The sequence below is a fragment of the Oribacterium sp. C9 genome (genome assembly GCF_002007235.1).
GTDB lineage: Bacteria > Bacillota > Clostridia > Lachnospirales > Lachnospiraceae > Oribacterium.
Map to the genome: position 1 here is coordinate 182645 of NZ_MUHW01000001.1, position 26959 is coordinate 209603.

Consider the following 26959-nt stretch of genomic DNA (forward strand, 5'->3'; position numbering starts at 1 on the left):
CTGTAATATAGGAGAGAAAATATATGGATAGATATTGGCGATACAATTTTCGGAGGATGGGAGCAGTGGTGCTTTTGCTTCTGGGTTCTGTGTTAATGACTTCGGCCTGCCAGATATCATCCTCCCGGTCAGGCGATTCGGACAAAAAATCAAAGGGGACACCGGAGTATGTGTTTACATATGCTGAGAATCAGACCAGTGATTATCCAACTACACAGGCTGCAAGATATTTTGCCGGGCTGGTCAATGATAAAACAGAAGGCCGCATAGAGATAAGGGTCTATCCGGGAGCGGAACTGGGAGATGAGGTATCTACTATGGAGCAGATGAAGTACGGAGGCATAGATTTTGCCAGAGGCTCACTATCGAGCCTTGCTGACTACAGTCCTGAATCAGTGGTGCTCCAGATGCCATATCTCTATCAGAATGCAGATCACATGTGGAGGGTTCTGGACGGAGAGATCGGGGCGGAGATAATGAGTTCATTTCAAGGCTCAGGACTCAAGGCTATGGCATGGTTCGACGCAGGAGTGAGGAATTTTTACACCATAGATAAGCCTATAAGCAGTCTGGAGGATATGAGAGGACTTGAAATACGAGTTCAGGATTCAAGTCTTGCAAAGGATATGGTAAGAGCACTTGGAGCAACCCCTGTACCTATCGTCTATGAGGATGTGGGAGACGCTCTTCAGACCCATGAGGTAGACGGAGCTGAGAATAACTGGTCGTCCTACGAAGCCATGAAACATGATGCATATGCCAGATATTACAGTCTGGATGAACATATGAGGATTCCGGAGCTCCTCATAATGAGTGAAGTCACCTGGGAAAAATTACCGGCAGAGGACAGAGATATCATACTTAAATGTGCTGTTGAAGCCGGAGAATATGAAAGAAGGCTCTGGAAAATGAGAGAGGACAGCTCAAGGCAGAAATGCATAAAGTCAGGAACGATTGAAATATCACTTTCCGACAGAGAAAAGCAGAGGTTCAGAAACGAGATGAAGGAGCTGTATGAGAAGTATTGCGGTGACTATATGGATATTCTGGAAAAGATAGCTTCCGCAGCCTCCCTTGCGTAATGCTGACCCCGATGATATAATCTGTAAATTATGACAGCGGCGTTGCTGCCAGAAAAATCATTTATTAAAGTACGGAATATCATACACTTCGTGCTTAAAACACTTTCACAGTAAGAAGGTATATATATGTATCAGATAAAATTCGATGAGCCTGTACATGTTCATTTTATTGGTATCGGCGGTATATCCATGAGCGGTCTTGCAGAGATCCTTCTTTCAAGACATTTTAAAATTTCCGGCTCGGACAGCAAGGAATCAGAGCTTACACAGAAGCTTGTGAGAGAAGGCGCTGTAGTTAACTACCCTCAGAAAGCCGAAAATATTACAGATGATATAGATGTGGTTGTTTATACAGCTGCTATCCATCCTGACAATCCGGAGTTTGCTGCGGCAAAGGATGCAGGTATTCCTATGCTCTCAAGAGCCGAGCTTTTAGGAGAACTCATGCGTAACTTTAAGCAGGCTATCAATGTTTCCGGCACACATGGAAAGACTACCACTACTTCCATGATAACGGAGATCCTTCTTGAGGCAGAGGCGGATCCTACAGTATCTGTAGGAGGCATGCTGAAGGATATAGGAGGAAATATCCGTGTCGGAGGACAGGATACTTTCGTTGTGGAGGCATGCGAGTATACCAACTCGTTTCTATCATTTTTTCCTACAATAGAGGTCATACTGAACGTCGAAGCAGATCATCTTGATTTCTTCAAGGATATAGATGATATACGCCACAGCTTCAGGCTCTTTGCCGAAAAGCTTCCTGAAGATGGTCTTTTGGTCATAAACAGCGACATAAAGCATTATGACTACTTTACTACAGGATTAAACTGCAGATGCATAACCTACGGTCACGATAAGGATTCAGACTATACAGCCAACTTCATAAGCTATGATAAATTGGCGCATCCGACTTATACACTTTTCTATAAGGGCGAGGAAATTGCCAAGGTTGAGCTTGGCGTCACAGGAGAACACAATATCTATAACTCCATGGCCGCAATTGCGGTCTGCAGAGATCTCGGTATAGATATGGACACCATTTTGAGGGGACTTCGCCGTTTCACAGGAACAGACAGACGTTTCCAGAAAAAGGGCAGCGTTAACGGATTCACAATTATTGATGATTATGCCCATCATCCTCAGGAGATAGCGGCAACCATTGAAGCTGCCAAGAAGTATCCTCACAGAAAGCTCTGGATAGCATTCCAGCCTCATACCTACAGTCGTACAGCGGCACTTCTTGATGACTTTGCCGGAGCGCTGAGTCAGGCGGATGAGATAGTTCTGGCGGATATCTATGCGGCTCGAGAGAAGAACACCATCGGTATAAGCTCTGATGATCTTCGTAAGCATATGCTGGAACAGAATACCAATGTATATTACATTCCTGAATTTGCTGATATAGAGAAGTTCCTTCTCGAACGTGTTAAGGAAGGTGACGTTCTCATCACCATGGGAGCAGGTAATATTTATGAAGTAGGAGAAGATCTCCTTAGACTGCCGGGTGCGGTTGTGGAGTAGTGATGATTGATCCTCGTATATAGATGGAAGCGGCTTATATGCCGCTTCTTTTTTTGTGTCCATACGTATCTATGTGTAAAAGTATATAATCCACAAATAAATTTTTTGACTTAAAAAAATGGTTAAAATATATGTAATTTTGGGATATAAGGTAAAAAAACGCATAAAAAAGATTATTTTGCCACCACTATAAGTGCTTTTTGAAAATAAAATAAATTTTTTTATTTCTGAAAATAAAGGAAATCCACCGTCTTGATGTGGATAACTAAGCATTGTACTTTTAAAATACAATTACACAAGGATATTGACATTGATTTTGCGTGTTTTTACACATTGTATTTAAATTGTGAACAAATTAAAATGATTGTAGGGCACTTGACATTTTAGTAGTGCACATTATCCACAGCAATGTGGATAAATATGGTGGATAAAGTTGTGGACTGGGATTATTGAAGCCCCATTTTTAGTGTGTTAATATCTAGGCACTGATGAGGGAGCAGTGTCTGTATTGCAGTGCAGGCACGTATGCTCGTGCGTTTTTGGGGGTTATGAGATGGGCACAAATATTGTTGATAATCTTGCGGTTCGAGCGACATGCATATCAGATGATTTTCTGGATAAGTATCTCGGAACTGCCAATGGAGACTATATTAAGGTCTATTTATATATATTGCGTCATAGGGGTGAGAAGTATTCTCTTGAGGAAGCTGCGGATTCACTGAATCTTACAGATAATGATATTGAGAGAGCTGTGAGATATTGGGAGAAGCTCGGTGTTTTCAAGAGCTCTGAAGGAGTAGCGGTTTCAGAAGAGGATGCAGCAGAAAAAGCTGAAGAGCATGCAGCATCCATGGAGCAGGTTGAGGACCAGTTCTTTAAGGCACAGGAGGCCATTGAGCATATCGAAGGCACAGTGGATGATATTCAGGATGACGAAGAGTTTAAGGGAATTCTTTTTGTAGCCAAGCACGTTCTTCCTACACTTCCGAGTATCAGACAGATAGAAGCTCTTGAGTATATGTATAAGGATCTCAACATGTCTGCAGATGTTATAGAGTATCTTCTTGAGTACTGTGCAAGTATAAAGAAGACTACATATAAGTACATGCAGGCTGTGGCTATAAACTGGCATGAGCAGGGAGTTGTTACACTTCAGCAGGCCAGAGAGCTGGTTAAGTCCTTTGAAGAGAAGGCTGTAAAGAAGGCGGCTCCGAAGCCGGTGGCAAAGACCAACAAATTTGTTAATTTCACTCAGCGTGCGGATGACCTTGATGGTCTGGTACAGACACGCCTTTTGAACAGGATGAATCATGTCATTGACTAATGCACAGTACAATCAGATTATGCGTGTCTACGATGAACGCCGGATGGAAGATAACAGAAATCTGGAGATGAGACGCAGCATGGTATATCGGAAGCTTCCGGAGCTTAAAGCCCTTGAGGATTATGTCCGTACGGAGTCTCTTAAAACCTTTCATCTTATGAAGGAGGGCAGAAAGGAAAAGCTGTCCGAGCTTAAAGCTTCCATAGAAAAGGTCCGTCAGCGTAAAAGAGATATACTGTCGGAGCATGGACTTCCTGAAGATTATCTGGAGCTTCATTACAGATGTCCTGATTGTAAGGATACGGGATTTATAAACGGCAGGAAGTGCCACTGCTTTATAGAGATGCAGATGAAGTATCTGTATCAGCAGTCAAACATCGATAAGATAGTTGAGAAACAGAATTTTGATTATTTTGATATCAACAGATACGATGATCAGGTGCCTATACTTGCAGATGGCAGGACCAACAGGGATTATATGAGAGAGATTCACAGGTCACTTCTTCAGTGGGTCAGAGACTTCGATAAAAAGGGAGGAAGTCTTATGTTCACCGGAAGTACCGGAACCGGAAAGACCTTTCTTATTAACTGTGTTGCGAAGGCTTTGATGGACAGCTTTCATTCTGTCATATATCTCACAAGTACGGATCTGTTTGAAAGCTTCTCCAAAGCTATGAGAAAGGATGATGAGGATCAGCAGGAAATTCAGGATGCTATATTGAATTGTGATCTTCTGGTCATAGACGATTTAGGGACAGAATTAAATAATAGCTATACAACATCAAAATTGTTCTATGTGCTTAACCAGCGTATGGTTTTTCACAAATCTGTGATCATTTCCACTAATCTGAGCTTAAATATGATCAGAGATTTGTACACGGAACGTATATCTTCACGAATTATATCCGATTATTACATCATTCCTCTATATGGAAATGATCAAAGACTGTATTGACAGCAATCAAACGATGAAGTAATTTATCTAGTGGTCATCAGAAAGATAGTAGATAAAAACTATGGTTTTTGTTGATTTATTTATAAAATGACAGATGTATACAGTTAGGACAGTTCTTAAGGAGGAGAAAAAGAAATGTCAGATTCCAGAACTTCAGAGTTTATTGAGCGTATTCCGGTTGGACCTCTTGCACTTATGCCACTTGACTCAATCATGCCTCTCGGACAGAGAGTAGATGAGTATTTATCAAAATGGCGCGGTCAGCGTGAGAGCGAGCATAAAGAGACTATCGCTTTCAACGGTTATCAGAAGGACAGCTACATCGTTAAGTCAAAGGTTTCCCGTTTTGGCTCAGGTGAAGCAAAGGCTAACATTTTAGAGACAGTTCGTGGTGTTGACCTCTACCTTATGGTTGATGTTATGAACTATTCACAGACATACAGCCTCTTCGGACAGATAAACCATATGTCTCCGGATGATCACTATGCTGATCTTAAGAGGGTGATCGCGGCAACAACAGGAAAGGCAAAGCGTATCAATGTTATCATGCCTTTCATGTATGAATCACGTCAGCATAAGCGTACAGGCCGTGAGTCTCTGGACTGTGCTATCATGCTTCAGGAGCTTCATGAGATGGGTGTTGAGAATTTTATCACATTTGATGCTCATGATCCTAGAGTCATGAATGCTATCCCTCGTGACAGCTTTGATAACATCTCATGTTCATATCAGTTCATCAAGGCTATCCTCAACAGCATCGATGATCTGGATATCGACAAGGATCATATGATGATCATTTCCCCTGATGAGGGTGGTATGGGAAGAGCTATCTACTATGCCAACGTTCTCGGAATCGACATGGGTATGTTCTACAAGCGCCGTGATTATGCACAGGTTGTAAACGGACGTAATCCTATCGTTGCTCACGAGTTCCTGGGAACAGACGTTGAAGGTAAGGATGTATTTATCATTGATGATATGATCTCCTCCGGTGAGTCATTGATCGATACAGCCAAGGAACTTAAGGAGCGCAAGGCCAAGAGAGTATTCGCATGCTGCACATTCGGTCTCTTCACTTCAGGATTTAACAAGTTCGATCAGGCGTATGCAAACGGCACACTTAACGGCGTTTACACCACAGATCTTATCTATCAGCAGCCTGAGCTTCTTACCAAGCCATGGTACAGAAGTGTAGACATGTCAAAGTATATTGCACTTCTTATTGATAGTCTGAATCACGATATGAGTATTTCTCCTATCCTTGATACTTCAACAAGAATCAACCAGAAGGTTGCTGCTTACAGAGAGCATCGTGCAGGTGTGAACAAGCAGATGGAACTGTCATTTGATTAAAATTGTTATATAATAGTACGAGACCATGGATTCTATATGATAAGGAAACACTTGGGTTTGTACAGAGATGAAGGGTCGTCCGGAAAGGACGGCCTTTTATTGTTTATGCCATAAGGCTTTCTGGCAGGCGTGCTGCTTGCATTAGAGAACGTCTGAAAAGTCTGAGTGGAATAGTGCGGCAGCAGATCTGCTGCGCGGATGTTACGATAAAGCTTGATTTTTTAAAGGAAAAGTTTTGACGAAGAACAGTTTTTCTAACAAGGTATATGTATTTACATTTCTTATGAGTGTGCTGGTGGTGTTGGTGCATTCCGTGAATTTTGCATCGGACAACAGTACTCTGCTCTTGATGATCCAGTCTTCTGATCTGAATAATATCGATCTCGGCGGGATGACAGGAATCGCTGCCCATATCGAGAACTTTTTTTCCAATGCCCTGGGACAGGCGGCAGTACCCGGATTCTTTATGCTTTCGGGATACATGTTTTATAGGACTCTGGGCGGATTTAGAGACATTGTCAGAAAATGGAAGAGCAGGTTCATGACACTTCTGGTTCCCTATGGGGCGTGGAACGTTATCTACTATATAATATATATTGTGATGGGGAGAGCTTCGGTAAGCATAGCGGAGCTAAACGCGGCGGTAACGAACTACAAGTACAATCCGGTGTTTTGGTACCTGTATCAGCTTATACTACTGACTGCTCTTGCCCCGGTTTTTTATCTGCTATTAAAAAGAGGGGTAGTAGCAGCTCTTGCGGGAGTCCTTTATATATGCTTTCTTATCAATGGAGGAGATATTCCGTTAATTAATGAAGACGCCTTGATTTATTATTTTACTGGGGGAGCACTTGCATGCTTCTTCGGCAGCTCTTTTGAAAATAGTAAAAAAACGGGACGCGTAGTTGGAGTGTTGCTTATAGCTCTAGTGTGGATCTCGCAGATATTTACAACTGTGGGGATGCAGAATTTTGTTGTGTCACCTGTGGACACAGGTCTCATGAATCAGCTTTCCTATTGGTATTTTGGTGGAGACATTTCCGTATTTATGAGTGGAGTGCTTGCTAAGCTCCCTAAAGATGTGTTAATTGATATTCTGTCAACGGGAGGACAGCTTGTAGTGAGCTCGTTGCGCCGTCTGCTGCTCTGCATCGGTATCTGGTTAGTGCTGCCTGAAAGGATGCCTGATGCCCGTGAAATCATGAAAAACAGTTTCTTTTTGTATGCAGTACATTTCCCGATTGCCAGAGGGGTGATATTTATGTTAGAGTACATGAACGTTGGCTATCATGGGTTTGCTGAAGAGGCATTCAGACTGGCGGCGTACTTTGCCACACCTGTGATAAGCATAGTTATTGCATACAGATTGAAGCTGATGCTTAAAAAATACATACCTTTTTCGTGGAAATTACTCAGTGGAGGGAGATAATCAGATGTTTATAGCAGATCATTGGAAAGACTATGAAGTGATTGATACAAGTTCAGGCGATAAGCTTGAAAGATGGGGAAAGTACATTCTCAGAAGACCGGATCCTCAGGTTATCTGGCAGACTCCTTTTAAAAATGCCGCATGGAAAAAGCTCAACGGACACTATCATCGTTCTGACAGAGGCGGGGGAGAATGGGAGTTTTTTGATCTGCCTAAGCAGTGGAAAATCTCATATGTCCTGGGCGGCGCAGGAAAGAGTTTCTCCAATCTTGCTCCGGAATCAAAGGAGACATACAGACCGGTTGAACCGGTATATGAGAATCTTTCAAAAGTACCGGAAAAGGATCGTACTCTTACATTCCATCTTAAGCCTTTTGCGTTTAAGCATACCGGTCTTTTTCCTGAGCAGGCAGCTAACTGGGACTGGTTCGCCAATGAGATAATGGGAGAAACGGAAAGACGAAAAAAACTTGGGATAGATGAGCCAGTAAAGGTGCTCAATCTCTTTGCCTATACAGGAGGTGCTACACTGGCTGCGGCTGCGGCAGGTGCGCATGTGACTCATGTTGATGCTTCAAAGGGAATGGTACAGTGGGCGAAGGAAAATGCCGAGGCGTCAGGACTTTCTCAGGCTCCTATCAGATGGCTGGTGGACGATTGCATGAAGTTTGTGGAAAGAGAGATACGTCGCGGAAACAAGTATGATGCTATCATCATGGATCCGCCGTCATATGGAAGAGGACCAAAGGGAGAGATCTGGAAAATTGAAGATGCTGTATATCAGCTCATTAAGCTTTCATCTGAACTTCTGACAGATAAGAGTATTTTCTTCCTTATTAATTCATATACAACAGGACTTCAGCCTGCTGTCATGAGCTATATGCTGGGTGTACTTATAAAGAAGAGATTTGGAGGAAGCATTCAGTCAGAAGAGGTTGGCCTTCCTGTTACTGAAACAGGATTGGTTCTTCCTTGCGGATGCTCCGGAAGATGGATGAAGAATGTCTGAAAACCATAGAAATACAAGGGTTTTAGGGCGAAACGGTGTAAGATAATCGTAATTTTTTCATGTTGATTGTTAATGGAATATAAATTGCAATTGATACACCCTAAAGTTATTATTATTACATCAAGCATTGATTTTTTTAGATTCAAGGCGGAATAAGGATTTTACGATGGTCTTCCGTGGAGATCATCAGGAGGGTGTTATATATGTTAAAAGAGAAACTTGCAAAACTGATGCTCGTAACCGGAGCATTGGCGGCAATTTCCGCCATCGAAGTTATGGCAGCAGGATGGACAACAAATGCGGGTGGAGAGCAAGTATATGTTCAGGACAGCGGTAGTGTTGTTACCAATTCATGGATAAAGGCCAACAGTAACGGTCAGGTCATATGGTATTATGCTACTCAGGACGGAACTCTTCGTAAGAACGGCTGGCAGAATGTTAACGGGTATGATTACTACTTCGATGAGAACGGTATCATGCAGACAGGATGGATAGATGACTATAAGTACTATTGCGATCCTAATTCCGGAGCGGCTGCCTCAGGCTGGAAGTATATAGCTATTCCGGATGAGATGATCTACCAGTACGCTAACGATTCTCACTATACGACCGGATCATATGCATGGTTTTATTTCGGAACCAGTAATAAGCAGAAGTATTGTGCACAGAATGAGAATGTCACAGTAAAGACCATAGATGGAGTAAAGTATGGTTTTGATGATAACGGTGTTATGCAGCTTGGGTGGACAAAGGTTACCGAGGCGAGTCCTGAGATAGCCGGATACATGTATTTTTCCGAGAAGACTGACGGAAACTTCAAGCAGGGACAGCAGATCTCAGGAACCTGGTACACCACCATAGGACCTGTGGTTTCATCAGGCACAGGATCATATGATGAGAGTCTTGCTACCGGAGATGTAGAGTACTTCTACTTCAAGGCAAACGGATATGTAGCGGCAGGATCCAGCTCGGCCTACCTTGTACAGTCAATCAATTCCAAGAAGTATCTTTTCAATGAAAAGGGAAATCCTGTTTACGGAATGCAGAAGGGCTATACAGAAAATGAATCGGAAACCTACTATTACTATTGCGGCTCAACAAAGAATGACTGCTCGGTAAAGACCGGAAGATTCTCCATGACAGAAGCGGATGGAGACAGGATCACATTCTATGCACAGTCAAATGGCAGAGGATATACCGGAGTTAAGGATGGATTCCTTTATTACAATGGAAAACTTCAGTGCGCTGATTCTGATTGCAAGTATATGGTATGTAACGTAAATGGTAAGGACTATGTAGTATCAACAAGCGGTGCGGTTCAGAAGAACAAGAATAATCTCAAGGATTCTGACGGAAATAAGGTATCTACCAATTCCGACGGAACACTTAAGGCAAATCTTGGCGGAAGCTTATCGACACTTACAGCTTCATCACCTGATATAGATGAAATAGATTGATAGCATAATGAAGATTTACAGAAGAGTTCGGACAGGGTCCGGACTCTTTTTTTGAACAAAAATTAAATAGGGGCTTGCAAATAAAAAAAGCTGATGTTATTATATGACACGCACGGCAGGGTGTGACCCTGCTGGGCGGTACATTAATAAAGATACGCACGGCTAGGTGGAAAATGCATAGGATTTTATACATTTTTTAGGAAAAACCGCTTGAAATCAGAAAAAGCCTGTGTTATCTTAGTATTCGCTGTGACATGATAGCGATGAACTGAAGATTACTTGCATGGACGAAAGCCAAGATCCGTACAGTATTATCTGAAAAGATCCAGTGAACCTTAGGGTTCCGCCTGAGAGCTGATACGGCAACCAAGTATAAGGCATGTAAGAGAACTTCACGGAGCGAATGTCTAGTTTAGAAACTGACGGCAGGTCACTGTACTACAATTTAATCCATTAAACAGCAAATGGATTTTTGATGCACAAAACATAATCTCACGATTGTTTTGCGTGCATATTAATGTACAGTCACCGACTTATCGTCAAATAACCGATAGGAGGCGACTTTTTTTATGGCAAGTCAAGTAATGAGAATCACACTCAAGGCGTACGACCACACACTTGTGGACGAATCAGCCGCAAAGATTGTGGAGAACTGCAAAAAGACAGGTTCACAGGTTTCCGGACCAGTACCTCTTCCAACAAAGAAGGAAGTTGTTACAATCCTTCGTGCTGTACATAAGTACAAGGATTCTCGTGAGCAGTTTGAGCAGAGAACTCACAAGAGACTTATCGACGTTATCAGTCCTAACCAGAAGACAATGGATGCTCTTCAGAGACTGGAGATGCCAGCAGGCGTTTACGTTGATATCAAGATGAAGAACAAGTAATGATTCTAGGATGAGTCTGAGACATCGGACTCCGCTGTAGAAAGGAGAACACATGAAGAAAGCTATTTTAGCTACAAAAGTAGGAATGACACAGATCTGGGATGCAGATGGTGTGCTTATTCCAGTAACTGTACTTCAGGCTGGCCCTTGTGTAGTAACACAGGTTAAGACAGTAGAGAATGACGGTTACGCAGCAATTCAGGTAGGCTTCCAGGACAAGAGAGAGAAGCTTGTCAACAAGCCACAGAAGGGTCAGTTCGATAAGGCTGGCGTACCTTGCAAGAGATTTGTCAAGGAGTTAAGACTTGAGGACGCTGAGAACTACAACGTTAAGGATGAGATTAAGGCAGACATCTTCGCTGAGGGTGACAAGGTAGACGTTACCGCTATTTCAAAGGGTAAGGGATTCGAGTCAGCTATCAGAAAGTATGGTCAGCACAGAGGACCTATGGGTCACGGTTCCAAGTTCCACCGTCATCAGGGTTCTAACGGTACATCTGCTACACCTTCAAGAGTACTTCCTGGTAAGGGAATGCCTTCACACATGGGTGCAGTAAAGGTAACAACTCAGAACCTTACAATCGTTAAGGTTGATGTTGAGAACAACCTGCTTCTTATCAAGGGAGCTGTACCAGGACCTAAGAAGGCTCTTATTACTGTTAAAGAAGCAGTAAAGGCCTGAGACGAAAGAAAGGAGGAACATATAGATGGCTAACGTATCAGTATTTGATATGCAGGGTAAGGAAGTTGGCAAGATGGATCTCGCAGATTCCGTATTTGGAGTTGAGGTTAACGAGCACCTTCTTCACCTCGCAGTTGTTGCTCAGCTTGCTAACAAGCGTCAGGGCACACAGAAAGCATTAACTCGTTCTGAAGTTTCAGGAGGCGGAAGAAAGCCTTGGAGACAGAAGGGAACAGGACATGCAAGACAGGGCTCTATCAGAGCACCGCAGTGGAAGGGCGGCGGAGTTGTATTCGCACCTACACCACGTGATTATACAACAACAATGAACAAGAAGGAAAAGAGAGCAGCTCTTAAGTCTGCACTTTCCAATGCTGTTGCTGAGAACAAGCTTATCGTAGTTGATGAGATCAAGTTCCCAGAGATTAAGACTAAGAACTTCCAGGCTATGCTTGATGCTCTTAAGGTTAATAAGGCATTCGTTCTTCTTGATTCTGCAGATAAGAGCGCAGTTCTTTCAGCTAGAAACATCGAAGATGTTAAGACAGCTGGTGTTAACGAACTCAATGTTTATGACGTACTTAAGTACCAGACAGTAGTTGCTACTAAGGCAGCTGTTGAGAAGATTCAGGAGGTATACGCATAATGGCAGATATCAAGTATTATGACGTTATTCTTCGTCCGGTTGTTACTGAGAAGTCAATGGGCGAGATGGCATCCAAGAAGTATACATTCCTTGTAAATCCTGAAGTAACAAAGTCTCAGGTTAAAGAGGCCGTTGAGAAGATGTTCGAGGGAACAAAGGTAAAGGCTGTTAACACAATGAACGCTGACGGAAAGACAAAGAGAAGAGGTCTCCGTTTCGGTAAGACAGCTAAGACAAAGAAGGCTATCGTTACATTAACAGAGGAGTCAAAGGACATCGAGATCTTCAAGGGTCTTTGATTCTGAGTTGACATAGCAGACACAGTCACGTGAAAAATTCTCTATTATACGTGACAACATTAAAGGAGAAAACAAGTCATGGGTATTAAGACATATAAACCTTATACACCTTCGAGAAGAAACATGACCGGTTCAGACTTTTCTGAGATTACAAAGAAGACTCCTGAGAGATCACTTCTTTCTACAGTTAAGGAGAACGCTGGTAGAAACAATCAAGGTAAGATCACTGTTCGTCACCAGGGTGGTGGAAACAGACAGAAATACAGAATCATCGATTTCAAGAGAAACACAAAGGATGGTATCCCTGCAACAGTAATCGGAATCGAGTATGATCCTAACAGAACAGCTAACATTGCACTTATCGCTTATGCTGATGGTTCAAAGGCATATATCCTTGCTCCTAACGGCCTTACAGACGGTATGAAGGTAATGAGCGGTCCTGACGCAGAGGCAAGAGTAGGTAACTGTCTTCCTCTTTCAAAGATTCCTGTAGGTACAAACGTACATGCTATCGAGCTTTTACCAGGTAAGGGCGCACGTATGGTTCGTTCAGCAGGTAATGCTGCTCAGCTTATGGCAAGAGAAGGAAAGTATGCAACTCTTCGTCTTCCATCAGGCGAGATGAGAATGGTTCCTATCGAGTGCCGTGCAACAATCGGTGTTGTAGGTAACGGCGATCACAACCTTATCAACATTGGTAAGGCTGGTAGAAAGAGACACATGGGATGGCGTCCAACAGTTCGTGGTTCTGTCATGAACCCTAACGATCACCCACACGGAGGTGGAGAAGGTAGAGCTCCTATCGGTAGATCTGGACCTTGCACACCTTGGGGTAAGCCAGCACTTGGTCTCAAGACACGTAACAAGAAGAAGGCTTCTAATAAGCTTATTATCAGAAGACGCGATGGTAGAGCCATCAAATAATTGAGGAGGAGAGAAAAATATGGCACGTTCAATTAAAAAAGGACCATTCATCGATGCTTCACTTAAGAAGGCAGTTGATGCAATGAATGCTTCCGGAAACAAGGCCGTAATTAAGACATGGTCTCGTCGTTCCACAATCTTCCCATCTTTTGTTGGTCACACGATTGCGGTTCACGACGGTAGAAAGCACGTTCCTGTATATGTTACAGAGGACATGGTTGGTCATAAGCTTGGTGAGTTCGTTGTAACAAGAACTTTCCACGGCCACAGCGGTAACGAGAAGAGAGCTTAAACTCGCGCATATTTGAAAGGAGGACATTTTAACAATGTCAAAAGGTCATAGATCTCAGATTAAGAGAGAGAGAAATGCAAATACTGTAAAGAGACCTTCAGCTACTCTTTCATATGCAAGAGTATCAGTTCAGAAGGCATGCTTCGTTCTTGATGCTATCAGAGGCAAGAATCTTGACGAGGCACTCGGTATTGTTTCATACAACCCTAGATATGCTTCTACATTAGTAAAGAAGCTTCTTGAGTCTGCTGCTGCTAACGCAGAGAACAACAACAACATGAACAGAGATAACCTCTATGTTGCTGAGTGCTATGCTGGTGCAGCTCCAACAATGAAGAGAATTCATCCAAGAGCACAGGGCAGAGCTTATAGAATCTTAAAGAGAAACTCACACATTACTGTAGTTTTAGACGAGAGAAAGTAAAAGGAGGCATATAAATGGGACAGAAAGTCAATCCGCACGGCATTAGAGTCGGCGTTATTAAAGATTGGGATTCCAAGTGGTATGCTGACAAGAAGAACTTTGGCGATACACTTGTTGAGGACTACAATATCAGAAAATTCCTGAAGAAGAGACTTTATTCTGCAGGCGTTTCAAAGATCGAGATTGAGAGAGCTGCAAACGACAAGGTTCGTGTAGTTATCTTTACAGCAAAGCCTGGCTTCGTAATCGGTAAGGGCGGCGCAGAGATCGAGAAGGTAAGAAAAGAAGTTCAGAAGTTTACTTCAAAGAACGTTAACATCGATATCAAGGAGATCAAGAGACCTGATCGTGATGCTCAGCTTGTAGCAGAGAACATCGCACTTTCTCTTGAGAACCGTGTATCTTTCAGAAGAGCTATGAAGCAGGCTATGCAGAGAACAATGAAGTCTGGCGTACTTGGTATCAAGGCTTCTGTAAGTGGCCGTCTTGGCGGTGCTGATATCGCTAGACGTGAGTTCTATTCTGAGGGTACAATTCCTCTTCAGACTTTAAGAGCTGATATCGACTACGGCTTTGCCGAGGCTGATACAACATATGGTAAGCTCGGTGTTAAGGTCTGGGTTTATAAGGGAGAAGTTCTTCCTGCCAAGAAAAACAAGGAAGGGAGCGATAAGTAATTATGTTAATGCCAAAGAGAACGAAGTATCGTAAGCAGATTCGTGGTAACATGAAGGGCAAAGCAACCAGAGGAAACAAGATTTCTTATGGTGAGTTTGGTATTGTCGCAACTGAGCCTTGCTGGATCAGATCAAATCAGATCGAGGCAGCCAGAGTAGCCCTTACAAGATACATTAAGCGTGGCGGTCAGGTTTGGATCAAGATCTTCCCTGACAAGCCAATCACAGCAAAGCCACTCGGAGTCAGAATGGGTTCCGGAAAGGGTGCTGTAGAATATTGGGTAGCAGTTGTTAAGCCAGGTAGAGTTATGTTTGAGATAGCAGGCGTACCTGAGGAGATCGCAAGAGAGGCACTTAGACTTGCATCACACAAGCTTCCTTGTAATTGCAAGATCGTTTCCAAGGCAGATCTGGAAGGCGGTGATAACTAATGAAGAAGAAAACCTACTTAGATGAGTTAAAGGCAAAGTCAACAGAGCAGCTTAATGCTGACCTTGTTTCAGCCAAGAAGGAACTCTTTAACCTGAGATTCCAGAACGCTACAAATCAGCTTGATAATACAGCTAGAATAACAGAGGTTCGTAAGAACATCGCGCGTATTCAGACAGTTATCACAGAGAAAGCTAAAGCGTGAGAAAGGAGAGCACAACAATGGAGAGAAATCTTAGAAAGACACGTACCGGTAAGGTCGTTAGTGCAAAGATGGACAAGACCATCGTTATCGCTATCGAAGATCACGTAAAGCATCCGGTAATCGGAAAGATCGTTAAGAGAACAGTTAAGATCTATGCTCATGACGAGAACAACGAAGCTGGTGTTGGCGATACAGTTAAGGTTATGGCTACAAGACCACTGTCAAAGACCAAGAGATGGAGACTGACAGAGATCGTTGAGAAGGCTAAATAATTAAGAGGCAAGGAAGGAGCATTATATGATTCAGCAGGAAACAAGACTTAGAGTTGCTGATAACACAGGTGCAAAAGAGCTTCTTTGCATCCGCGTTATGGGTGGCTCAACCAGAAGATATGCTGCAGTCGGAGATACAATCGTAGCATCTGTTAAGGATGCAATCCCTGGCGGACAGGTAAAGAAGGGCGATGTTGTTAAGGCTGTTGTTGTAAGAACAGTTGATGACATTCGTCGTAAGGATGGTAGTTACATCAAGTTTGATGAGAATGCAGCTGTTATTCTCAAGGACGATGGAACACCAAAGGGAACTCGTATTTTTGGACCGGTAGCTAGAGAGCTTCGTGATCATGGTTACATGAAGATCGTTTCACTCGCTCCGGAAGTACTGTAAGGAGGTTACCAGATGCGTAGAATTAAGAAAGACGATATGGTACAGATCATTGCCGGTAAGGACAATGGTAAGCAGGGTAAGGTTCTTAGCTTTGACCCAGCAACCAATAAAGTAGTCGTTGAAGGCTGCAATATGGTAACCAAGCACCAGAAGCCATCTCAGGCAAATCCTCAGGGTGGTATCCTTCATAAGGAAGCAGCTATCGACGCTTCTAATGTTATGCTCGTTGTAGACGGACAGCCAACACGTGTTGGTTTCGAAGTAAGAGACGGCAAGAAGGTTAGAGTTGCTAAGAAAACTGGTAAGGTTATTGACTAAGAGAAAGGAGGAATTTTAAAATGGCTAGATTAAAGGATCTTTACAATAGCGAAATCAAGGATGCTATGGTTAAGAAGTTCGGTTACAAGAATGTAAACGAGATTCCTAAGCTTGATAAGATCGTTATCAACATGGGAGTAGGAGAAGCTAAGGAAAATTCCAAGGTTCTCGACAGCGCAGTTCGTGATCTTGAGATCATTACAGGACAGAAGGCTGTAACAACTAAGGCAAAGAAGTCAGTCGCAAACTTCAAGATCAGAGAGGGACAGGCAATCGGTTGCAAGGTAACTCTTCGTGGTGAGAAGATGTATGAGTTTGCTGACAGACTTATCAATCTTGCGCTTCCTCGAGTTAGAGACTTCAGAGGCGTAAATCCTAATGCATTTGATGGCAGAGGAAACTATGCACTTGGACTCAAGGAGCAGCTCATTTTCCCTGAGATCGAGTTCGATAAGGTTGACAAGGTTAGAGGTATGGACGTTATCTTCGTAACAACAGCTAAGACTGACGAAGAGGCAAGAGAACTTCTCAGACTTTTCAACATGCCGTTCGCAAAGTAATCGGAGGGAAATATGGCTAAGTTATCAATGAAGTTAAAGCAGCAGAAGGCACCAAAGTTCTCTACCAGAGCTTATACAAGATGCAAGATCTGCGGAAGACCACACAGTGTACTCAAGAAGTATGGCATCTGCCGTATCTGCTTCCGTGAGTTAGCATACAAGGGTGAGATTCCAGGAGTTAAGAAGGCTTCTTGGTAAGTCTTTAAACTCTACTAGAGCCGATGGCAATGTTTTGGATTTATATCCAAAATGTTGTCAAAGGTGATAATTTCTGGATTGTATTCAAGGAAATACAAAAATATTTCTAAAAGATACGCCAGACCGGGTTGAAACTCGGAATAAAATGGTTATAATGTAAATGTTGCGCCACAGGAAGTACAGATTCAGTTCTGTACCATTCGATTAAGCATTTATCTTCTCCTGGAAGAGAGATGGACTGGTCGGGTGAGAACAACCTGGAGACGTGGCATTTGCTTTGTCCGAAAATATTTCGGATTTGTAACAAATTTATTTTTACACTATTTGAGAAAGGATATCCGTAAAAATGAGTATGAGTGATCCAATCGCAGATATGCTTACAAGAATTCGTAACGCAAATACTGCAAAGCATGACACAGTAACCATCCCATCATCAAAGATGAAAGTAGCTATTGCTGACATCCTTGTAAATGAGGGTTACATCGCAAAGTATGAGCTGGTTGATGGCGGTAAGTTCAAAGACATCAAGGTAACTCTGAAGTACGGCGCTACAAAGAACGAAAAGATCATCAGTGGTATTCGTAAGATTTCTAAGCCAGGTCTTCGTGTTTACGCAGGCAAGGAGAATATGCCATCTGTTCTTGGCGGTCTTGGTATTGCTATTGTTTCTACAAATCAGGGCGTTATGACTGATCGTGAGGCAAGAGCTAAGGGCGTTGGTGGAGAAGTTCTCGCATTCGTTTGGTAATTTAATTACTGACCGGAAACGGAATTATTCACAAATTGAAACTATTAAAATCTGAAAACTGTCGCTAGACAGAGAATTTAAGAGAGAGGAGACATAGTATGTCACGTATCGGAAAATTACCGGTAGCTATCCCAGCAGGCGTTACTGTTGAGATCAAGGACAACAACCTCGTAACTGTTAAGGGACCTAATGGTTCTCTTGAGAAGGCTTTCGCTTCTGAGCTTACACTTGAGCAGAAGGACGGAGAGGTTGTAGTTACAAGACCTAATGATAATAAGAAAGAGAAGTCCCTTCACGGACTTACAAGAGCACTTCTCCAGAACATGGTAGACGGTGTTTCTAAGGGATTCGAGAAGAAGCTCGAGATCAACGGTGTTGGTTACAGAGCTGCTAAGCAGGGTAAGACACTTACACTTACACTTGGCTATTCTCACCCTGTAACTATGGAAGATCCTGAGGGCGTTGAGACTGTTCTCGAGGGTACAAATACAATCTTCGTAAAGGGTATTGACAAGGAGAAAGTTGGTCAGTACGCAGCTGAGATCCGCAGCAAGAGAGGACCGGAGCCATATAAGGGCAAGGGTATCAAGTATGCTGATGAGACAATCAGACGTAAGGTTGGTAAGACAGGTAAGAAGTAATTAGGAGGAAAGTGAAATGGTAAGTAAGAGAAATAAAGCTGAACTTCGCCAGAAGAAGCACGTAAGACTTAGAAACCGTTTATCTGGTACTCCAGAGAGACCACGTCTTTCAGTGTTCAGATCTGACAAGCATATGTATGCACAGATTATTGATGACGTTGCAGGCAACACACTTTGCGCTGCTTCAACTCTTGATAAGGATGCAAAGTTAGATATCACAAATAACATTGAGGCTGCTCAGTACGTTGGTAAGGCCATCGCTGAGAAGGCTATGGCTAAGGGAATTAAGACTGTTGTATTTGACAGAGGTGGTTTCCTTTATCACGGTAAGGTTCAGGCTCTTGCAGATGCTGCTAGAGAAGCTGGCCTTGAATTCTAATCGAGAGGAGAAACAAGCAAGATGAAGCGTGAAAGAATTGATGTAAATCAGTTAGAATTAAACGACAATGTCGTAGCCATCAAGCGTGTTGCGAAGACTGTAAAGGGTGGTCGTACCATGAGATTCTCTGCTCTCGTAGTAGTTGGTGATGGCAATGGTCATGTAGGTTGTGGTATTGGTAAGGCAGTTGAGGTTCCTGAGGCTATCCGTAAGGCACGTGAGGCTGCTTGCAAGGCTATCGTTACAGTTCCTGTAACAGATGAGAAGTCTGTACCACACGATTATGTAGGTAAGTTCGGAAGTTCTACAGTACTTCTTAAGAAGGCACCAGAAGGAACCGGTATCATCGCCGGCGGTCCTGCTCGTTCTGTTCTTGAGCTTGCTGGTATCAGAAACATTCGTACAAAGTCTTTAGGTTCAAACAATAAGACAAACGTAGTTCTCGCTACACTTGAGGGTCTTACAGCAATGAAGACTCCTGAGGAGTTTGCTGCTCTTCGTGGTAAGACTGTAGCTGAGATTACAGGTTAATCAGGGAGGGTAAAGTAATGGCAGATAAGAAGTTAAAGATTACACTTGTAAAGTCTCCAATCGGTGCTATCCCTAAGCAGAGAGCAACTGTTCAGGCTCTTGGTCTCCGTAAGATTCGTCAGACTGTAGAGCTTCAGGACAATGGAGCTACAAGAGGTATGATTCAGAGAGTTAACCATCTTGTAAAAGTTGAAGAAATCTAAGGAGGCATACAATGGAGTTAGCTAATTTAAAGCCGGCTGACGGCGCTAAGCAGTCAAAGAACTTCAGACGTGGCCGTGGTCATGGTTCAGGAAACGGCAAGACAGCTGGTAAGGGCCATAAGGGTCAGAAGGCAAGATCTGGAGCACCAAGACCTGGTTTCGAAGGTGGTCAGATGCCTTTGTTCAGACGTATTCCTAAGAGAGGATTTACGGATCGTAATTCTAAGGTTATCACAGGTATCAACCTTTCTGTTCTTGAAGCAAAGTTCAACGATGGTGAGGAAGTTACTATCGAGGCTCTTCTTTCAAAGGGCGTTATCAAGAAGATTAACGATGGTGTTAAGGTTCTTGGAAACGGTGAGCTTACAAAGAAGCTTAACGTTAAGTTAACAGCATTCTCTGCATCAGCAAAGGAAAAGATTGAAGCTTTAGGCGGAACCTGTGAGGTAATCTAATGTTCAAATCACTACTAAATGCATTTAAGGTTAAGGATTTAAGAAATAGACTTATATTCGTTTTCCTGATGCTCGTAGTAATTAGGTTTGGATCGAATCTTCCTATTCCGGGTGTAAACTCAGAGTATTTTGCCGAGCTGTTTAACAGCATGGCTAACAATGATGCATTTGGTTGGTTTAATACGATGACTGGCGGCTCTTTCGAGCAGCTGTCAGTCTTCGCGTTGTCAATCACACCGTATATTACTTCATCCATCATCATCCAGCTTCTTGCAGTTGCCATTCCGGCTCTTGAAGAGTTGCAAAAGGATGGTGAAGAGGGAAGAAAGAAGCTTACCGAGTACACCAGATACGTTACCATCGGTCTTGCTCTTATCGAGTCAAGCGCTATGGCTATCGGATTTGGCGGACAGGGACTTCTCATCGGTTACGCTGATGCGAGCACAGTGAGAAAGATTGCTGATGTCGTTATCGCTGTTATTACGATGACTACAGGTTCAGCTCTTCTCATGTGGATTGGTGAGCAGATTACAGATAAGGGCATCGGAAATGGTATTTCCCTGGTGCTTCTTTTCAATATTCTCTCATCAGTTCCTAGTGATTTTCAGACTCTGTATGTAAGATTTATACAGGGAAAGAATGTTGCAACAATGGTTGTTGCTGCTATTATCATCGCAGCATGTCTTATCGCTCTTGTTGCATTTACAGTCGTTTTGACTGACGCAGAACGCAAGATACCGGTACAGTACAGCCGTAGAGTACAGGGCAGAGGTCTTGTTGGAGGACAGTCTTCATCAATTCCGCTCAAGGTTAATACAGCAAGTGTTATGCCTGTTATCTTTGCAAGTTCACTTATGACAATGCCCGTTGTAGTTGGACAGGTTCTGAACGTAAATTATGGTACAGTTGCAGGTCAGATCTTAAGAGGTCTTAATTCTGGCTCATGGTGTGATCCGGATGCTCCGATCTACAGCATCGGTCTTATCCTTTACATACTTCTTCTGTACTTCTTCGCATACTTCTATACATCGATTTCTTTTAATCCTTTAGAGGTTGCGAATAATATGAAAAAGCAGGGTGGTTTCATCCCGGGCATCCGTCCTGGAAAGCCAACCAGCGATTACCTTGACAGTATTCTTACTTATATTATTTTTATCGGTGCATCCGGCCTTGCCATAGTTGCCATCATTCCTATCTTTGTATCAGGAGTGTTCAATGTAGGCAGAATTTCTTTCGCAGGAACTTCACTGATCATCATAATCGGTGTAGTACTTGAGACATTGAAGGCTATTGAGTCACAGATGGTAGTAAGAAACTATAAGGGATTTTTAAACGACTGATGATATTAAGCCTCCTCTGAACATGATTTCGGGGAGGCTATAAGTGTTTATTTATCAGACTATATTGGAGGCCTTAAATGAAGATCGTAATGCTGGGAGCACCTGGTGCAGGTAAAGGCACACAGGCAATTAAGATTGCAGATAAGTATGGTATTCCACACATTTCAACCGGAGACATTTTCAGAGCAAACATCAAGGGTGGTACAGAGCTTGGAATGAAGGCTAAGTCCTACATGGATAAGGGTGAGCTTGTTCCTGATGAGGTAACCATCGGAATGCTTCTTGACAGAATTGCTCAGGATGATTGTAAGGATGGATATGTACTTGATGGTTTCCCACGTACTATCCCTCAGGCAGAGAGTCTTACAAAGGCACTGGCTGAAAAAGGTGATAAGATAGATTGCGCAATGGATATCGAAGTTCCTGATGAGGCTATCGTTCAGCGTATGTCAGGAAGAAGAGCATGTCCTAAGTGCGGTGCAACATATCATATTGTATATGCTGCTCCAAAGACAGAGAATGTTTGCGACAAGTGCGGATCAGAACTGATCATTCGTTCAGATGATAAGCCGGAGACAGTTCAGGATCGTCTCAATGTTTATCATAAGCAGACAGAACCACTTATTTCTTATTATAAGAACGCCGATGTACTTCGCGAGGTTGATGGTACAAAGGAGCTTCAGGAAGTATTTAATGACGTGGTTGCTATTCTTGAGAATAAATAAATGTAACACTTTGAGGATATAAGCTCAGTCGTTATATCTCGAACTGAGCCATATCCCTTTTTCTAAGTTTTGAGTCGGAAAGAAGTTATCAATGATAGAAATCAAATCAAAGCGAGAAATCGAATTGATGCGTGAGGCTGGAAAGATTCTTGCCGAAATGCATGAAAGAGTGGGTGAGAAGATCGCACCCGGAATCAGCACCGGAGAGCTTGATGAGTTTGCCGAGAAGACCATGCGCAAGCTTGGCGGTTTTCCAAGTATGAAGGGATTGTATGATTTTCCCGGATGCTGCTGTATATCATTAAATGAAGTAGTTATCCATGGTATACCTGATCGTCATCGTATATTAAAAGACGGAGATATCGTTTCGGTTGATACCTGCACCAGCTATCATGGCTACAATGCAGATGCTACCAGAACCTGGGCAGTGGGTAATGTTTCCGATGACGCTAAGAAAATCATGAAGGTTTGCTATGATGCATTCTGGAAGGGTGCTGAGCAGGCTGTGGAAGGAAATCATTTAAATGATATCTGCGCCACAATAGGAAATTATGTTGAGTCTCAGGGCTGCGGTGTTATCACAGATTACTGTGGACATGGTATCGGATCAGAGATTCACATGGATCCGGAGGTTCCAAACTATGATCTTCGAAGGAAGGGACCGAAACTTTGTGCAGGCATGGTACTTGCAGTTGAGCCTATGATCACACTTGGTTCACCGGCAGTACACACAGGCGCTGACGGATGGGCGGTTATTCCAGACGACGGCAGCATATCATGCCACTATGAAAATACGATTCTTATTACAGAGAACGGACCTGAGATCCTGACTCTGATTAAGTAAATAAGAAGAAACTGATTAAATAATGAAGAGGAGAACTGAATGTCAAAGTCAGATGTAATTGAGATTACCGGTAAAGTAATCGAAAAACTTCCGAATGCAATGTTTCAGGTTGAGCTCGAGAATGGCCATCAGGTACTTGCACATATTTCCGGAAAGCTTCGTATGAATTACATTAGAATTCTTCCGGGTGACAAGGTGACGATTGAGCTTTCACCGTATGACCTTTCAAAGGGCAGAATCATCTGGAGAGACAAATAAAGCCGAAAAAATCATTCTTACATTAGTTGAAAAAAGTCTTTACAAGTAAAGATGCTTTTGTTAGAATAATACGGCAACTTTGTTCGAATTCGTTATTAGAAAGGGGAATTACTATGAAGGTAAGATCATCAGTAAAGCCTATCTGCGAGAAATGCAAAGTCATTAAGCGTAAAGGCTCTATCAGAATTATCTGCGAAAACCCTAAGCACAAGCAGAGACAAGGTTAATTTTAACAGGAGGAAACAAAAATGGCTCGTATTGCAGGTGTCGATTTACCTAGAGAGAAGCGTATCGAGATTGGTCTGACATATATCTATGGTATCGGACAGTCTTCAGCTGATAAGATTCTCAAGGCAACAGGCGTTAACCCTGATACACGTGTTAAGGATCTCACTGACGATGAAGTAAAGGTACTCGCAAACTATATTGCTGAGAACCAGGTAGTAGAGGGTGATCTCAGAAGATCAACAGCTCTTGATATCAAGAGACTTCAGGAGATCGGATGCTTCCGTGGAATCCGTCACAGAAGAGGCCTTCCAGTTAGAGGTCAGAAGACAAAGACCAATGCTAGAACACGTAAGGGACCACGTAAGACTGTAGCTAACAAGAAGAAGTAATTAGCTTATTCTTGTAGGTAAGAAAGTCCAGATCAGAAATGATCGATCTGATTTTAGATCAGAAGTAACTATTGTGATCTTCATGTTTTAAATACAGGAAGACAGTTAAAGGAAAGTAGGTTAGTTTTAATATGGCTTCAGGTAAGAGAATAACAAAGAAGCGCGTAAAGAAAAACGTTGAACGCGGACAGGCACATATTCAGGCATCTTTCAACAACACTATCGTTACACTGACAGATGCAGAGGGTAACGCTCTTTCATGGGCAAGTGCCGGTGGTCTTGGATTCAAAGGTTCAAGAAAATCTACTCCATATGCAGCTCAGATGGCTGCTGAAACTGCTGTTAAGGCAGCTTTAGTACACGGCTTAAAGTATGTGGATGTTAGTGTTAAGGGACCAGGATCAGGACGTGAGGCAGCTATTCGTGCACTTCAGGCTAATGGTCTTGAGGTAACATCTATCAAGGATGTAACACCAGTTCCACACAACGGATGCCGTCCACCAAAGCGCAGAAGAGTATAATCTTTTTTTGGATTAGCTTAACGCAAAACTTAAAAGACATAGGCCGTAGTATGTATAAAATAACGGCAAATCTGTCCGAAGAAGTCTTAGGATGTAAAGGACGTATCACGTAATTTTTCATGATATTAATAAGGAGAGAGAATTATGGCAGTTGATAAAACTCCCGTACTTAAAAGATGCAGGTCACTTGGACTTGACCCTGTATTTTTAGGAATTGATAAGAAGTCAAACAGACAGCTCAGAAATCCTCGTCGTAAGATGTCAGAGTATGGTACTCAGCTTCGTGAGAAGCAGAAGGCTAAGTTCATCTACGGCGTTCTTGAGAAGCCTTTCAGAAATTACTATGCAAAGGCTAACAAGATGAAGGGCCAGACAGGTACAAACCTTATGGTTCTCCTTGAGTCACGTCTTGATAACGTAATCTTCAGAATGGGTCTTGCACGTACACGTCGTGAGGCACGTCAGATCGTTGGTCACAGACTCATTACTGTTAACGGTAAGGTTGTAAACATTCCTTCATACCTTATCTCAGCTGGTGATGTTGTTGCTGTTAAGGAGAACAAGAAGTCTCTTCAGAGATTCAAGGATATCCTTGAGGTAACAAACGGTCGTTTAACACCAGCTTGGCTTGATGCAGATCAGGAAAACTTAAAGGCTACTGTAAAGCAGCTTCCTACTAGAGAGGAAATCGACGTTCCAGTTAACGAGATGCTTATCGTCGAGTTGTATTCAAAATAATTAGCCTGCAATAAAGGAGGCATTGCATGTTCGATTTTGAGAAACCAAACATTGAGATTGTTGAGATTTCAGATGATAAGAAGTACGGCAGATTTGTTTGTGAACCTCTGGAAAGAGGCTATGGAACAACTCTTGGCAATGCTTTGAAACGTATCATGCTTTCTGCATTACCTGGTACAGCTGTATCTCAGGTGAAGATCAATGGCGCTGACAAGGATAGTGATACTATTCCTGGTGTCAAGGATTCCCTGACTGAGGTTATCATGAACCTCAAGAGTCTTGAAATTAAGAACACATCGTCCTCCGATGACCCGAAGATCTTATATCTTAGTTTTGATGGAGAGGGTGTAGTTACTGCATCTGATATCCAGCTTACAGAAGATATAGAGATTCTTAACCCGGATCAGAAGATTGCTGCTACTGATGGTACAGCCAACTTCGAGATGGAGATAACTGTTACTTCGGGCAGAGGCTATGTTGGTGCAGACAGATCAAAGACAAATGATCTTCCAACAGGAGTGATCGATGTTGATGCGATCTATACACCAGTTGAACGTGTAAATATGTCTATAAGCAATACTCGTGTAGGTAATATGACCGATTACGATAAGCTTACTATTGATGTATTTACAAACGGAACTATGAGTCCGGACGATGCTGTATCTGATGCAGCAAAGTTCCTTTCAGAGCACTTGACTTTCTTCGTTGAGCTCTCACAGAATGCTCAGAATGCTGAGGTTATGATCGAGAAGCCGGATGATGAGAAGGAAAAGGTTCTGGAAATGAATATTGACGAGCTTGAGTTATCAGTTCGTTCATACAACTGCCTTAAGAGAGCTGGAATTAATACAGTTCAGGAGCTTTGTGCAAAGACTCCTGAAGATATGATGAAGGTTCGTAACCTTGGTCGTAAGTCTCTTGAGGAAGTACTTGCAAAACTTAAGGAATTGAATCTTAGCCTTACTATAAGAGAAGAGTGATCTTCTCTTATAGTATGTAATCTGTGAAAAGCCACAGACGCTGAGAGGTATTTACCGGTAAGACTAAAAAGCACGGTGGAGGATTATAAAAATGGCAAAATACAGAAAGTTAGGTAGAGAGTCAAGACAGAGACAGGCTATGCTTCGTGCTCTTACAACATCTCTTATTCATAACGGTAGAATTTTCACAACTGAGGCACGCGCTAAGGAAGTTCGTAAGCAGGTTGAGAAGCTTATCGCTCTTGCAGTTAAGGAGAAGGACAACTTCGAAGAAGTAACTGTAAAGGCTAAGGTTGCTCGTAAGGATGCTGAGGGCAAGCGTGTTAAGGAAGTTGTAGACGGTAAGAAGGTTACAGTTTATGACGAAGTAGAGAAGACAATCAAGAAGGATAAGCCTTCAAGACTTGCTGCTCGTCGTCAGATCCTTGCATACCTTTACCCTGTAACTGAGGTTCCAACAGCTAAGGCTGGTCAGAAGAAGAATACCAAGAAGGTAGATCTTGCTGCAAAGCTTTTTGACGAGTACGGTGCTAAGTATGCTACACGTAACGGTGGTTATACACGTATCGTTAAGGTTGGCCTTAGAAAGGGTGACGCTGCAATGGAAGTTCTTCTCGAGCTCGTTTAATAGAGTCGGGA

General features: G+C 42.7%; 39 protein-coding genes. All 39 read left to right on the forward strand.

From position 1 onward, the window contains the following. Nucleotides 1–23: 23 nt before the first annotated feature. The 39 genes from BXO88_RS00780 to BXO88_RS00970 all read left to right on the forward strand — a co-directional run bounded on the left by BXO88_RS00780 (nucleotide 24) and on the right by BXO88_RS00970 (nucleotide 26948). Nucleotides 24–1082, forward strand: a complete 1059-nt coding sequence (locus BXO88_RS00780) for a TRAP transporter substrate-binding protein (RefSeq protein WP_242945118.1) — start codon at nucleotides 24–26, stop codon at nucleotides 1080–1082. 126 nt (nucleotides 1083–1208) lie between these two features. Next, complete coding sequence (murC, locus tag BXO88_RS00785) at nucleotides 1209–2606, forward strand: UDP-N-acetylmuramate--L-alanine ligase (protein WP_078035890.1); 1398 nt, start codon at nucleotides 1209–1211, stop codon at nucleotides 2604–2606. A 553-nt stretch (nucleotides 2607–3159) separates the two neighbouring features. Continuing rightward, nucleotides 3160–3930 carry a DnaD domain-containing protein gene (locus BXO88_RS00790; RefSeq protein ID WP_078035891.1) on the forward strand — a complete coding sequence of 257 codons (771 nt, stop codon included), beginning with the start codon at nucleotides 3160–3162 and terminating at the stop codon, nucleotides 3928–3930. After that, nucleotides 3917–4885 (forward strand): ATP-binding protein, encoded by a 969-nt coding sequence (locus BXO88_RS00795; protein WP_078035892.1) that lies wholly within the window; start codon nucleotides 3917–3919, stop codon nucleotides 4883–4885. Before BXO88_RS00790 ends, BXO88_RS00795 begins: the two co-directional genes overlap by 14 nt. A 135-nt stretch (nucleotides 4886–5020) precedes the next feature. After that, nucleotides 5021–6238 carry a ribose-phosphate pyrophosphokinase gene (locus BXO88_RS00800; protein ID WP_078035893.1) on the forward strand — a complete coding sequence of 406 codons (1218 nt, stop codon included), beginning with the start codon at nucleotides 5021–5023 and terminating at the stop codon, nucleotides 6236–6238. A gap of 235 nt (nucleotides 6239–6473) precedes the next feature. Further along, on the forward strand, nucleotides 6474–7667 hold the full coding sequence (locus tag BXO88_RS00805) for an acyltransferase family protein (protein ID WP_078035894.1): 1194 nt from the start codon (nucleotides 6474–6476) through the stop codon (nucleotides 7665–7667). 4 nt (nucleotides 7668–7671) lie between these two features. Continuing rightward, a complete protein-coding gene (locus BXO88_RS00810; RefSeq protein WP_078035895.1) occupies nucleotides 7672–8676 on the forward strand; it encodes a class I SAM-dependent methyltransferase in 1005 nt (334 codons plus the stop codon). A gap of 203 nt (nucleotides 8677–8879) precedes the next feature. Beyond that, entirely contained in the window at nucleotides 8880–10133 is a 1254-nt protein-coding gene (locus BXO88_RS00815) for a hypothetical protein (RefSeq protein ID WP_078035896.1), read from the forward strand. Between the two features lie 569 nt (nucleotides 10134–10702). Then, entirely contained in the window at nucleotides 10703–11020 is a 318-nt protein-coding gene (gene rpsJ, locus BXO88_RS00820; RefSeq protein WP_029199705.1) for a 30S ribosomal protein S10, read from the forward strand. Between the two features lie 52 nt (nucleotides 11021–11072). Continuing rightward, a complete protein-coding gene (rplC, locus tag BXO88_RS00825; RefSeq protein ID WP_036607906.1) occupies nucleotides 11073–11702 on the forward strand; it encodes a 50S ribosomal protein L3 in 630 nt (209 codons plus the stop codon). Nucleotides 11703–11727: 25 nt separating this feature from the next. Continuing rightward, nucleotides 11728–12348, forward strand: a complete 621-nt coding sequence (gene rplD, locus BXO88_RS00830; protein WP_078035897.1) for a 50S ribosomal protein L4 — start codon at nucleotides 11728–11730, stop codon at nucleotides 12346–12348. After that, nucleotides 12348–12647, forward strand: coding sequence for a 50S ribosomal protein L23 (rplW, locus tag BXO88_RS00835; protein WP_044996696.1), 300 nt, complete (start codon nucleotides 12348–12350; stop codon nucleotides 12645–12647). The genes rplD and rplW overlap by 1 nt, the downstream gene beginning before the upstream one ends. A 78-nt stretch (nucleotides 12648–12725) precedes the next feature. Continuing rightward, nucleotides 12726–13571 (forward strand): 50S ribosomal protein L2, encoded by an 846-nt coding sequence (gene rplB / locus BXO88_RS00840; protein ID WP_078035898.1) that lies wholly within the window; start codon nucleotides 12726–12728, stop codon nucleotides 13569–13571. A gap of 19 nt (nucleotides 13572–13590) precedes the next feature. After that, on the forward strand, nucleotides 13591–13863 hold the full coding sequence (gene rpsS / locus BXO88_RS00845; protein WP_036607915.1) for a 30S ribosomal protein S19: 273 nt from the start codon (nucleotides 13591–13593) through the stop codon (nucleotides 13861–13863). Nucleotides 13864–13897: 34 nt separating this feature from the next. Then, nucleotides 13898–14287 carry a 50S ribosomal protein L22 gene (gene rplV, locus BXO88_RS00850; RefSeq protein ID WP_036607917.1) on the forward strand — a complete coding sequence of 130 codons (390 nt, stop codon included), beginning with the start codon at nucleotides 13898–13900 and terminating at the stop codon, nucleotides 14285–14287. 14 nt (nucleotides 14288–14301) lie between these two features. Then, on the forward strand, nucleotides 14302–14964 hold the full coding sequence (rpsC, locus tag BXO88_RS00855) for a 30S ribosomal protein S3 (protein WP_036607919.1): 663 nt from the start codon (nucleotides 14302–14304) through the stop codon (nucleotides 14962–14964). A 2-nt stretch (nucleotides 14965–14966) separates the two neighbouring features. Continuing rightward, nucleotides 14967–15395, forward strand: a complete 429-nt coding sequence (gene rplP / locus BXO88_RS00860) for a 50S ribosomal protein L16 (protein WP_036607922.1) — start codon at nucleotides 14967–14969, stop codon at nucleotides 15393–15395. Continuing rightward, nucleotides 15395–15598: a 50S ribosomal protein L29 gene (gene rpmC, locus BXO88_RS00865; protein ID WP_029199696.1), complete on the forward strand. Its 204-nt coding sequence runs from the start codon at nucleotides 15395–15397 to the stop codon at nucleotides 15596–15598. Before rplP ends, rpmC begins: the two co-directional genes overlap by 1 nt. Before the next feature lie 17 nt (nucleotides 15599–15615). Beyond that, complete coding sequence (rpsQ, locus tag BXO88_RS00870; protein ID WP_036607924.1) at nucleotides 15616–15870, forward strand: 30S ribosomal protein S17; 255 nt, start codon at nucleotides 15616–15618, stop codon at nucleotides 15868–15870. 25 nt (nucleotides 15871–15895) lie between these two features. Further along, nucleotides 15896–16264: a 50S ribosomal protein L14 gene (gene rplN, locus BXO88_RS00875; RefSeq protein ID WP_044996662.1), complete on the forward strand. Its 369-nt coding sequence runs from the start codon at nucleotides 15896–15898 to the stop codon at nucleotides 16262–16264. 12 nt (nucleotides 16265–16276) lie between these two features. After that, nucleotides 16277–16582 (forward strand): 50S ribosomal protein L24, encoded by a 306-nt coding sequence (gene rplX, locus BXO88_RS00880; protein ID WP_036607929.1) that lies wholly within the window; start codon nucleotides 16277–16279, stop codon nucleotides 16580–16582. 20 nt (nucleotides 16583–16602) lie between these two features. Further along, nucleotides 16603–17142, forward strand: a complete 540-nt coding sequence (gene rplE / locus BXO88_RS00885) for a 50S ribosomal protein L5 (protein WP_078035899.1) — start codon at nucleotides 16603–16605, stop codon at nucleotides 17140–17142. Nucleotides 17143–17154: 12 nt separating this feature from the next. Continuing rightward, entirely contained in the window at nucleotides 17155–17340 is a 186-nt protein-coding gene (locus BXO88_RS00890) for a type Z 30S ribosomal protein S14 (protein ID WP_029199691.1), read from the forward strand. Between the two features lie 346 nt (nucleotides 17341–17686). After that, nucleotides 17687–18088 carry a 30S ribosomal protein S8 gene (rpsH, locus tag BXO88_RS00895; RefSeq protein ID WP_036607934.1) on the forward strand — a complete coding sequence of 134 codons (402 nt, stop codon included), beginning with the start codon at nucleotides 17687–17689 and terminating at the stop codon, nucleotides 18086–18088. 98 nt (nucleotides 18089–18186) lie between these two features. Then, nucleotides 18187–18729: a 50S ribosomal protein L6 gene (gene rplF, locus BXO88_RS00900; RefSeq protein ID WP_078035900.1), complete on the forward strand. Its 543-nt coding sequence runs from the start codon at nucleotides 18187–18189 to the stop codon at nucleotides 18727–18729. 16 nt (nucleotides 18730–18745) lie between these two features. After that, the gene (gene rplR / locus BXO88_RS00905) at nucleotides 18746–19108 is read left to right on the forward strand and encodes a 50S ribosomal protein L18 (protein WP_078035901.1); all 363 of its coding nucleotides are present in this window, start codon (nucleotides 18746–18748) and stop codon (nucleotides 19106–19108) included. A 21-nt stretch (nucleotides 19109–19129) separates the two neighbouring features. Beyond that, entirely contained in the window at nucleotides 19130–19639 is a 510-nt protein-coding gene (rpsE, locus tag BXO88_RS00910) for a 30S ribosomal protein S5 (protein ID WP_036607943.1), read from the forward strand. A gap of 17 nt (nucleotides 19640–19656) precedes the next feature. Beyond that, nucleotides 19657–19842, forward strand: coding sequence for a 50S ribosomal protein L30 (rpmD, locus tag BXO88_RS00915; RefSeq protein ID WP_029199686.1), 186 nt, complete (start codon nucleotides 19657–19659; stop codon nucleotides 19840–19842). A gap of 11 nt (nucleotides 19843–19853) precedes the next feature. Continuing rightward, nucleotides 19854–20297, forward strand: coding sequence for a 50S ribosomal protein L15 (gene rplO, locus BXO88_RS00920; RefSeq protein ID WP_078035902.1), 444 nt, complete (start codon nucleotides 19854–19856; stop codon nucleotides 20295–20297). After that, a complete protein-coding gene (secY, locus tag BXO88_RS00925) occupies nucleotides 20297–21637 on the forward strand; it encodes a preprotein translocase subunit SecY (protein WP_078035903.1) in 1341 nt (446 codons plus the stop codon). Before rplO ends, secY begins: the two co-directional genes overlap by 1 nt. A 77-nt stretch (nucleotides 21638–21714) precedes the next feature. Further along, nucleotides 21715–22362, forward strand: coding sequence for an adenylate kinase (locus BXO88_RS00930; protein ID WP_078035904.1), 648 nt, complete (start codon nucleotides 21715–21717; stop codon nucleotides 22360–22362). 91 nt (nucleotides 22363–22453) lie between these two features. Continuing rightward, on the forward strand, nucleotides 22454–23206 hold the full coding sequence (map, locus tag BXO88_RS00935) for a type I methionyl aminopeptidase (RefSeq protein WP_078035905.1): 753 nt from the start codon (nucleotides 22454–22456) through the stop codon (nucleotides 23204–23206). A gap of 39 nt (nucleotides 23207–23245) precedes the next feature. Further along, a complete protein-coding gene (gene infA, locus BXO88_RS00940; protein ID WP_007157657.1) occupies nucleotides 23246–23464 on the forward strand; it encodes a translation initiation factor IF-1 in 219 nt (72 codons plus the stop codon). 113 nt (nucleotides 23465–23577) lie between these two features. After that, on the forward strand, nucleotides 23578–23691 hold the full coding sequence (gene rpmJ, locus BXO88_RS00945) for a 50S ribosomal protein L36 (RefSeq protein ID WP_003022746.1): 114 nt from the start codon (nucleotides 23578–23580) through the stop codon (nucleotides 23689–23691). 21 nt (nucleotides 23692–23712) lie between these two features. Continuing rightward, nucleotides 23713–24081, forward strand: coding sequence for a 30S ribosomal protein S13 (rpsM, locus tag BXO88_RS00950; RefSeq protein ID WP_036607957.1), 369 nt, complete (start codon nucleotides 23713–23715; stop codon nucleotides 24079–24081). Between the two features lie 131 nt (nucleotides 24082–24212). Next, nucleotides 24213–24602, forward strand: a complete 390-nt coding sequence (gene rpsK, locus BXO88_RS00955) for a 30S ribosomal protein S11 (protein WP_036607960.1) — start codon at nucleotides 24213–24215, stop codon at nucleotides 24600–24602. Nucleotides 24603–24746: 144 nt separating this feature from the next. Continuing rightward, nucleotides 24747–25340, forward strand: coding sequence for a 30S ribosomal protein S4 (rpsD, locus tag BXO88_RS00960; RefSeq protein ID WP_044996443.1), 594 nt, complete (start codon nucleotides 24747–24749; stop codon nucleotides 25338–25340). 26 nt (nucleotides 25341–25366) lie between these two features. Beyond that, nucleotides 25367–26320 carry a DNA-directed RNA polymerase subunit alpha gene (locus tag BXO88_RS00965; RefSeq protein ID WP_078035906.1) on the forward strand — a complete coding sequence of 318 codons (954 nt, stop codon included), beginning with the start codon at nucleotides 25367–25369 and terminating at the stop codon, nucleotides 26318–26320. A gap of 91 nt (nucleotides 26321–26411) precedes the next feature. After that, a complete protein-coding gene (locus BXO88_RS00970) occupies nucleotides 26412–26948 on the forward strand; it encodes a bL17 family ribosomal protein (protein WP_036607965.1) in 537 nt (178 codons plus the stop codon). Nucleotides 26949–26959 lie beyond the last annotated feature (11 nt).

Coding starts and splice junctions, on each gene's coding strand:
- BXO88_RS00780 (WP_242945118.1), top strand. CDS start 24: ATGGATAGATATTGGCGATACAATTTTCGGAGGATGGGAGCAGTGGTG.
- murC (WP_078035890.1), top strand. CDS start 1,209: ATGTATCAGATAAAATTCGATGAGCCTGTACATGTTCATTTTATTGGT.
- BXO88_RS00790 (WP_078035891.1), top strand. CDS start 3,160: ATGGGCACAAATATTGTTGATAATCTTGCGGTTCGAGCGACATGCATA.
- BXO88_RS00795 (WP_078035892.1), top strand. CDS start 3,917: ATGTCATTGACTAATGCACAGTACAATCAGATTATGCGTGTCTACGAT.
- BXO88_RS00800 (WP_078035893.1), top strand. CDS start 5,021: ATGTCAGATTCCAGAACTTCAGAGTTTATTGAGCGTATTCCGGTTGGA.
- BXO88_RS00810 (WP_078035895.1), top strand. CDS start 7,672: ATGTTTATAGCAGATCATTGGAAAGACTATGAAGTGATTGATACAAGT.
- BXO88_RS00815 (WP_078035896.1), top strand. CDS start 8,880: ATGTTAAAAGAGAAACTTGCAAAACTGATGCTCGTAACCGGAGCATTG.
- rpsJ (WP_029199705.1), top strand. CDS start 10,703: ATGGCAAGTCAAGTAATGAGAATCACACTCAAGGCGTACGACCACACA.
- rplC (WP_036607906.1), top strand. CDS start 11,073: ATGAAGAAAGCTATTTTAGCTACAAAAGTAGGAATGACACAGATCTGG.
- rplD (WP_078035897.1), top strand. CDS start 11,728: ATGGCTAACGTATCAGTATTTGATATGCAGGGTAAGGAAGTTGGCAAG.
- rplW (WP_044996696.1), top strand. CDS start 12,348: ATGGCAGATATCAAGTATTATGACGTTATTCTTCGTCCGGTTGTTACT.
- rplB (WP_078035898.1), top strand. CDS start 12,726: ATGGGTATTAAGACATATAAACCTTATACACCTTCGAGAAGAAACATG.
- rpsS (WP_036607915.1), top strand. CDS start 13,591: ATGGCACGTTCAATTAAAAAAGGACCATTCATCGATGCTTCACTTAAG.
- rplV (WP_036607917.1), top strand. CDS start 13,898: ATGTCAAAAGGTCATAGATCTCAGATTAAGAGAGAGAGAAATGCAAAT.
- rpsC (WP_036607919.1), top strand. CDS start 14,302: ATGGGACAGAAAGTCAATCCGCACGGCATTAGAGTCGGCGTTATTAAA.
- rplP (WP_036607922.1), top strand. CDS start 14,967: ATGTTAATGCCAAAGAGAACGAAGTATCGTAAGCAGATTCGTGGTAAC.
- rpmC (WP_029199696.1), top strand. CDS start 15,395: ATGAAGAAGAAAACCTACTTAGATGAGTTAAAGGCAAAGTCAACAGAG.
- rpsQ (WP_036607924.1), top strand. CDS start 15,616: ATGGAGAGAAATCTTAGAAAGACACGTACCGGTAAGGTCGTTAGTGCA.
- rplN (WP_044996662.1), top strand. CDS start 15,896: ATGATTCAGCAGGAAACAAGACTTAGAGTTGCTGATAACACAGGTGCA.
- rplX (WP_036607929.1), top strand. CDS start 16,277: ATGCGTAGAATTAAGAAAGACGATATGGTACAGATCATTGCCGGTAAG.
- rplE (WP_078035899.1), top strand. CDS start 16,603: ATGGCTAGATTAAAGGATCTTTACAATAGCGAAATCAAGGATGCTATG.
- BXO88_RS00890 (WP_029199691.1), top strand. CDS start 17,155: ATGGCTAAGTTATCAATGAAGTTAAAGCAGCAGAAGGCACCAAAGTTC.
- rpsH (WP_036607934.1), top strand. CDS start 17,687: ATGAGTATGAGTGATCCAATCGCAGATATGCTTACAAGAATTCGTAAC.
- rplF (WP_078035900.1), top strand. CDS start 18,187: ATGTCACGTATCGGAAAATTACCGGTAGCTATCCCAGCAGGCGTTACT.
- rplR (WP_078035901.1), top strand. CDS start 18,746: ATGGTAAGTAAGAGAAATAAAGCTGAACTTCGCCAGAAGAAGCACGTA.
- rpsE (WP_036607943.1), top strand. CDS start 19,130: ATGAAGCGTGAAAGAATTGATGTAAATCAGTTAGAATTAAACGACAAT.
- rpmD (WP_029199686.1), top strand. CDS start 19,657: ATGGCAGATAAGAAGTTAAAGATTACACTTGTAAAGTCTCCAATCGGT.
- rplO (WP_078035902.1), top strand. CDS start 19,854: ATGGAGTTAGCTAATTTAAAGCCGGCTGACGGCGCTAAGCAGTCAAAG.
- secY (WP_078035903.1), top strand. CDS start 20,297: ATGTTCAAATCACTACTAAATGCATTTAAGGTTAAGGATTTAAGAAAT.
- BXO88_RS00930 (WP_078035904.1), top strand. CDS start 21,715: ATGAAGATCGTAATGCTGGGAGCACCTGGTGCAGGTAAAGGCACACAG.
- map (WP_078035905.1), top strand. CDS start 22,454: ATGATAGAAATCAAATCAAAGCGAGAAATCGAATTGATGCGTGAGGCT.
- infA (WP_007157657.1), top strand. CDS start 23,246: ATGTCAAAGTCAGATGTAATTGAGATTACCGGTAAAGTAATCGAAAAA.
- rpmJ (WP_003022746.1), top strand. CDS start 23,578: ATGAAGGTAAGATCATCAGTAAAGCCTATCTGCGAGAAATGCAAAGTC.
- rpsM (WP_036607957.1), top strand. CDS start 23,713: ATGGCTCGTATTGCAGGTGTCGATTTACCTAGAGAGAAGCGTATCGAG.
- rpsK (WP_036607960.1), top strand. CDS start 24,213: ATGGCTTCAGGTAAGAGAATAACAAAGAAGCGCGTAAAGAAAAACGTT.
- rpsD (WP_044996443.1), top strand. CDS start 24,747: ATGGCAGTTGATAAAACTCCCGTACTTAAAAGATGCAGGTCACTTGGA.
- BXO88_RS00965 (WP_078035906.1), top strand. CDS start 25,367: ATGTTCGATTTTGAGAAACCAAACATTGAGATTGTTGAGATTTCAGAT.
- BXO88_RS00970 (WP_036607965.1), top strand. CDS start 26,412: ATGGCAAAATACAGAAAGTTAGGTAGAGAGTCAAGACAGAGACAGGCT.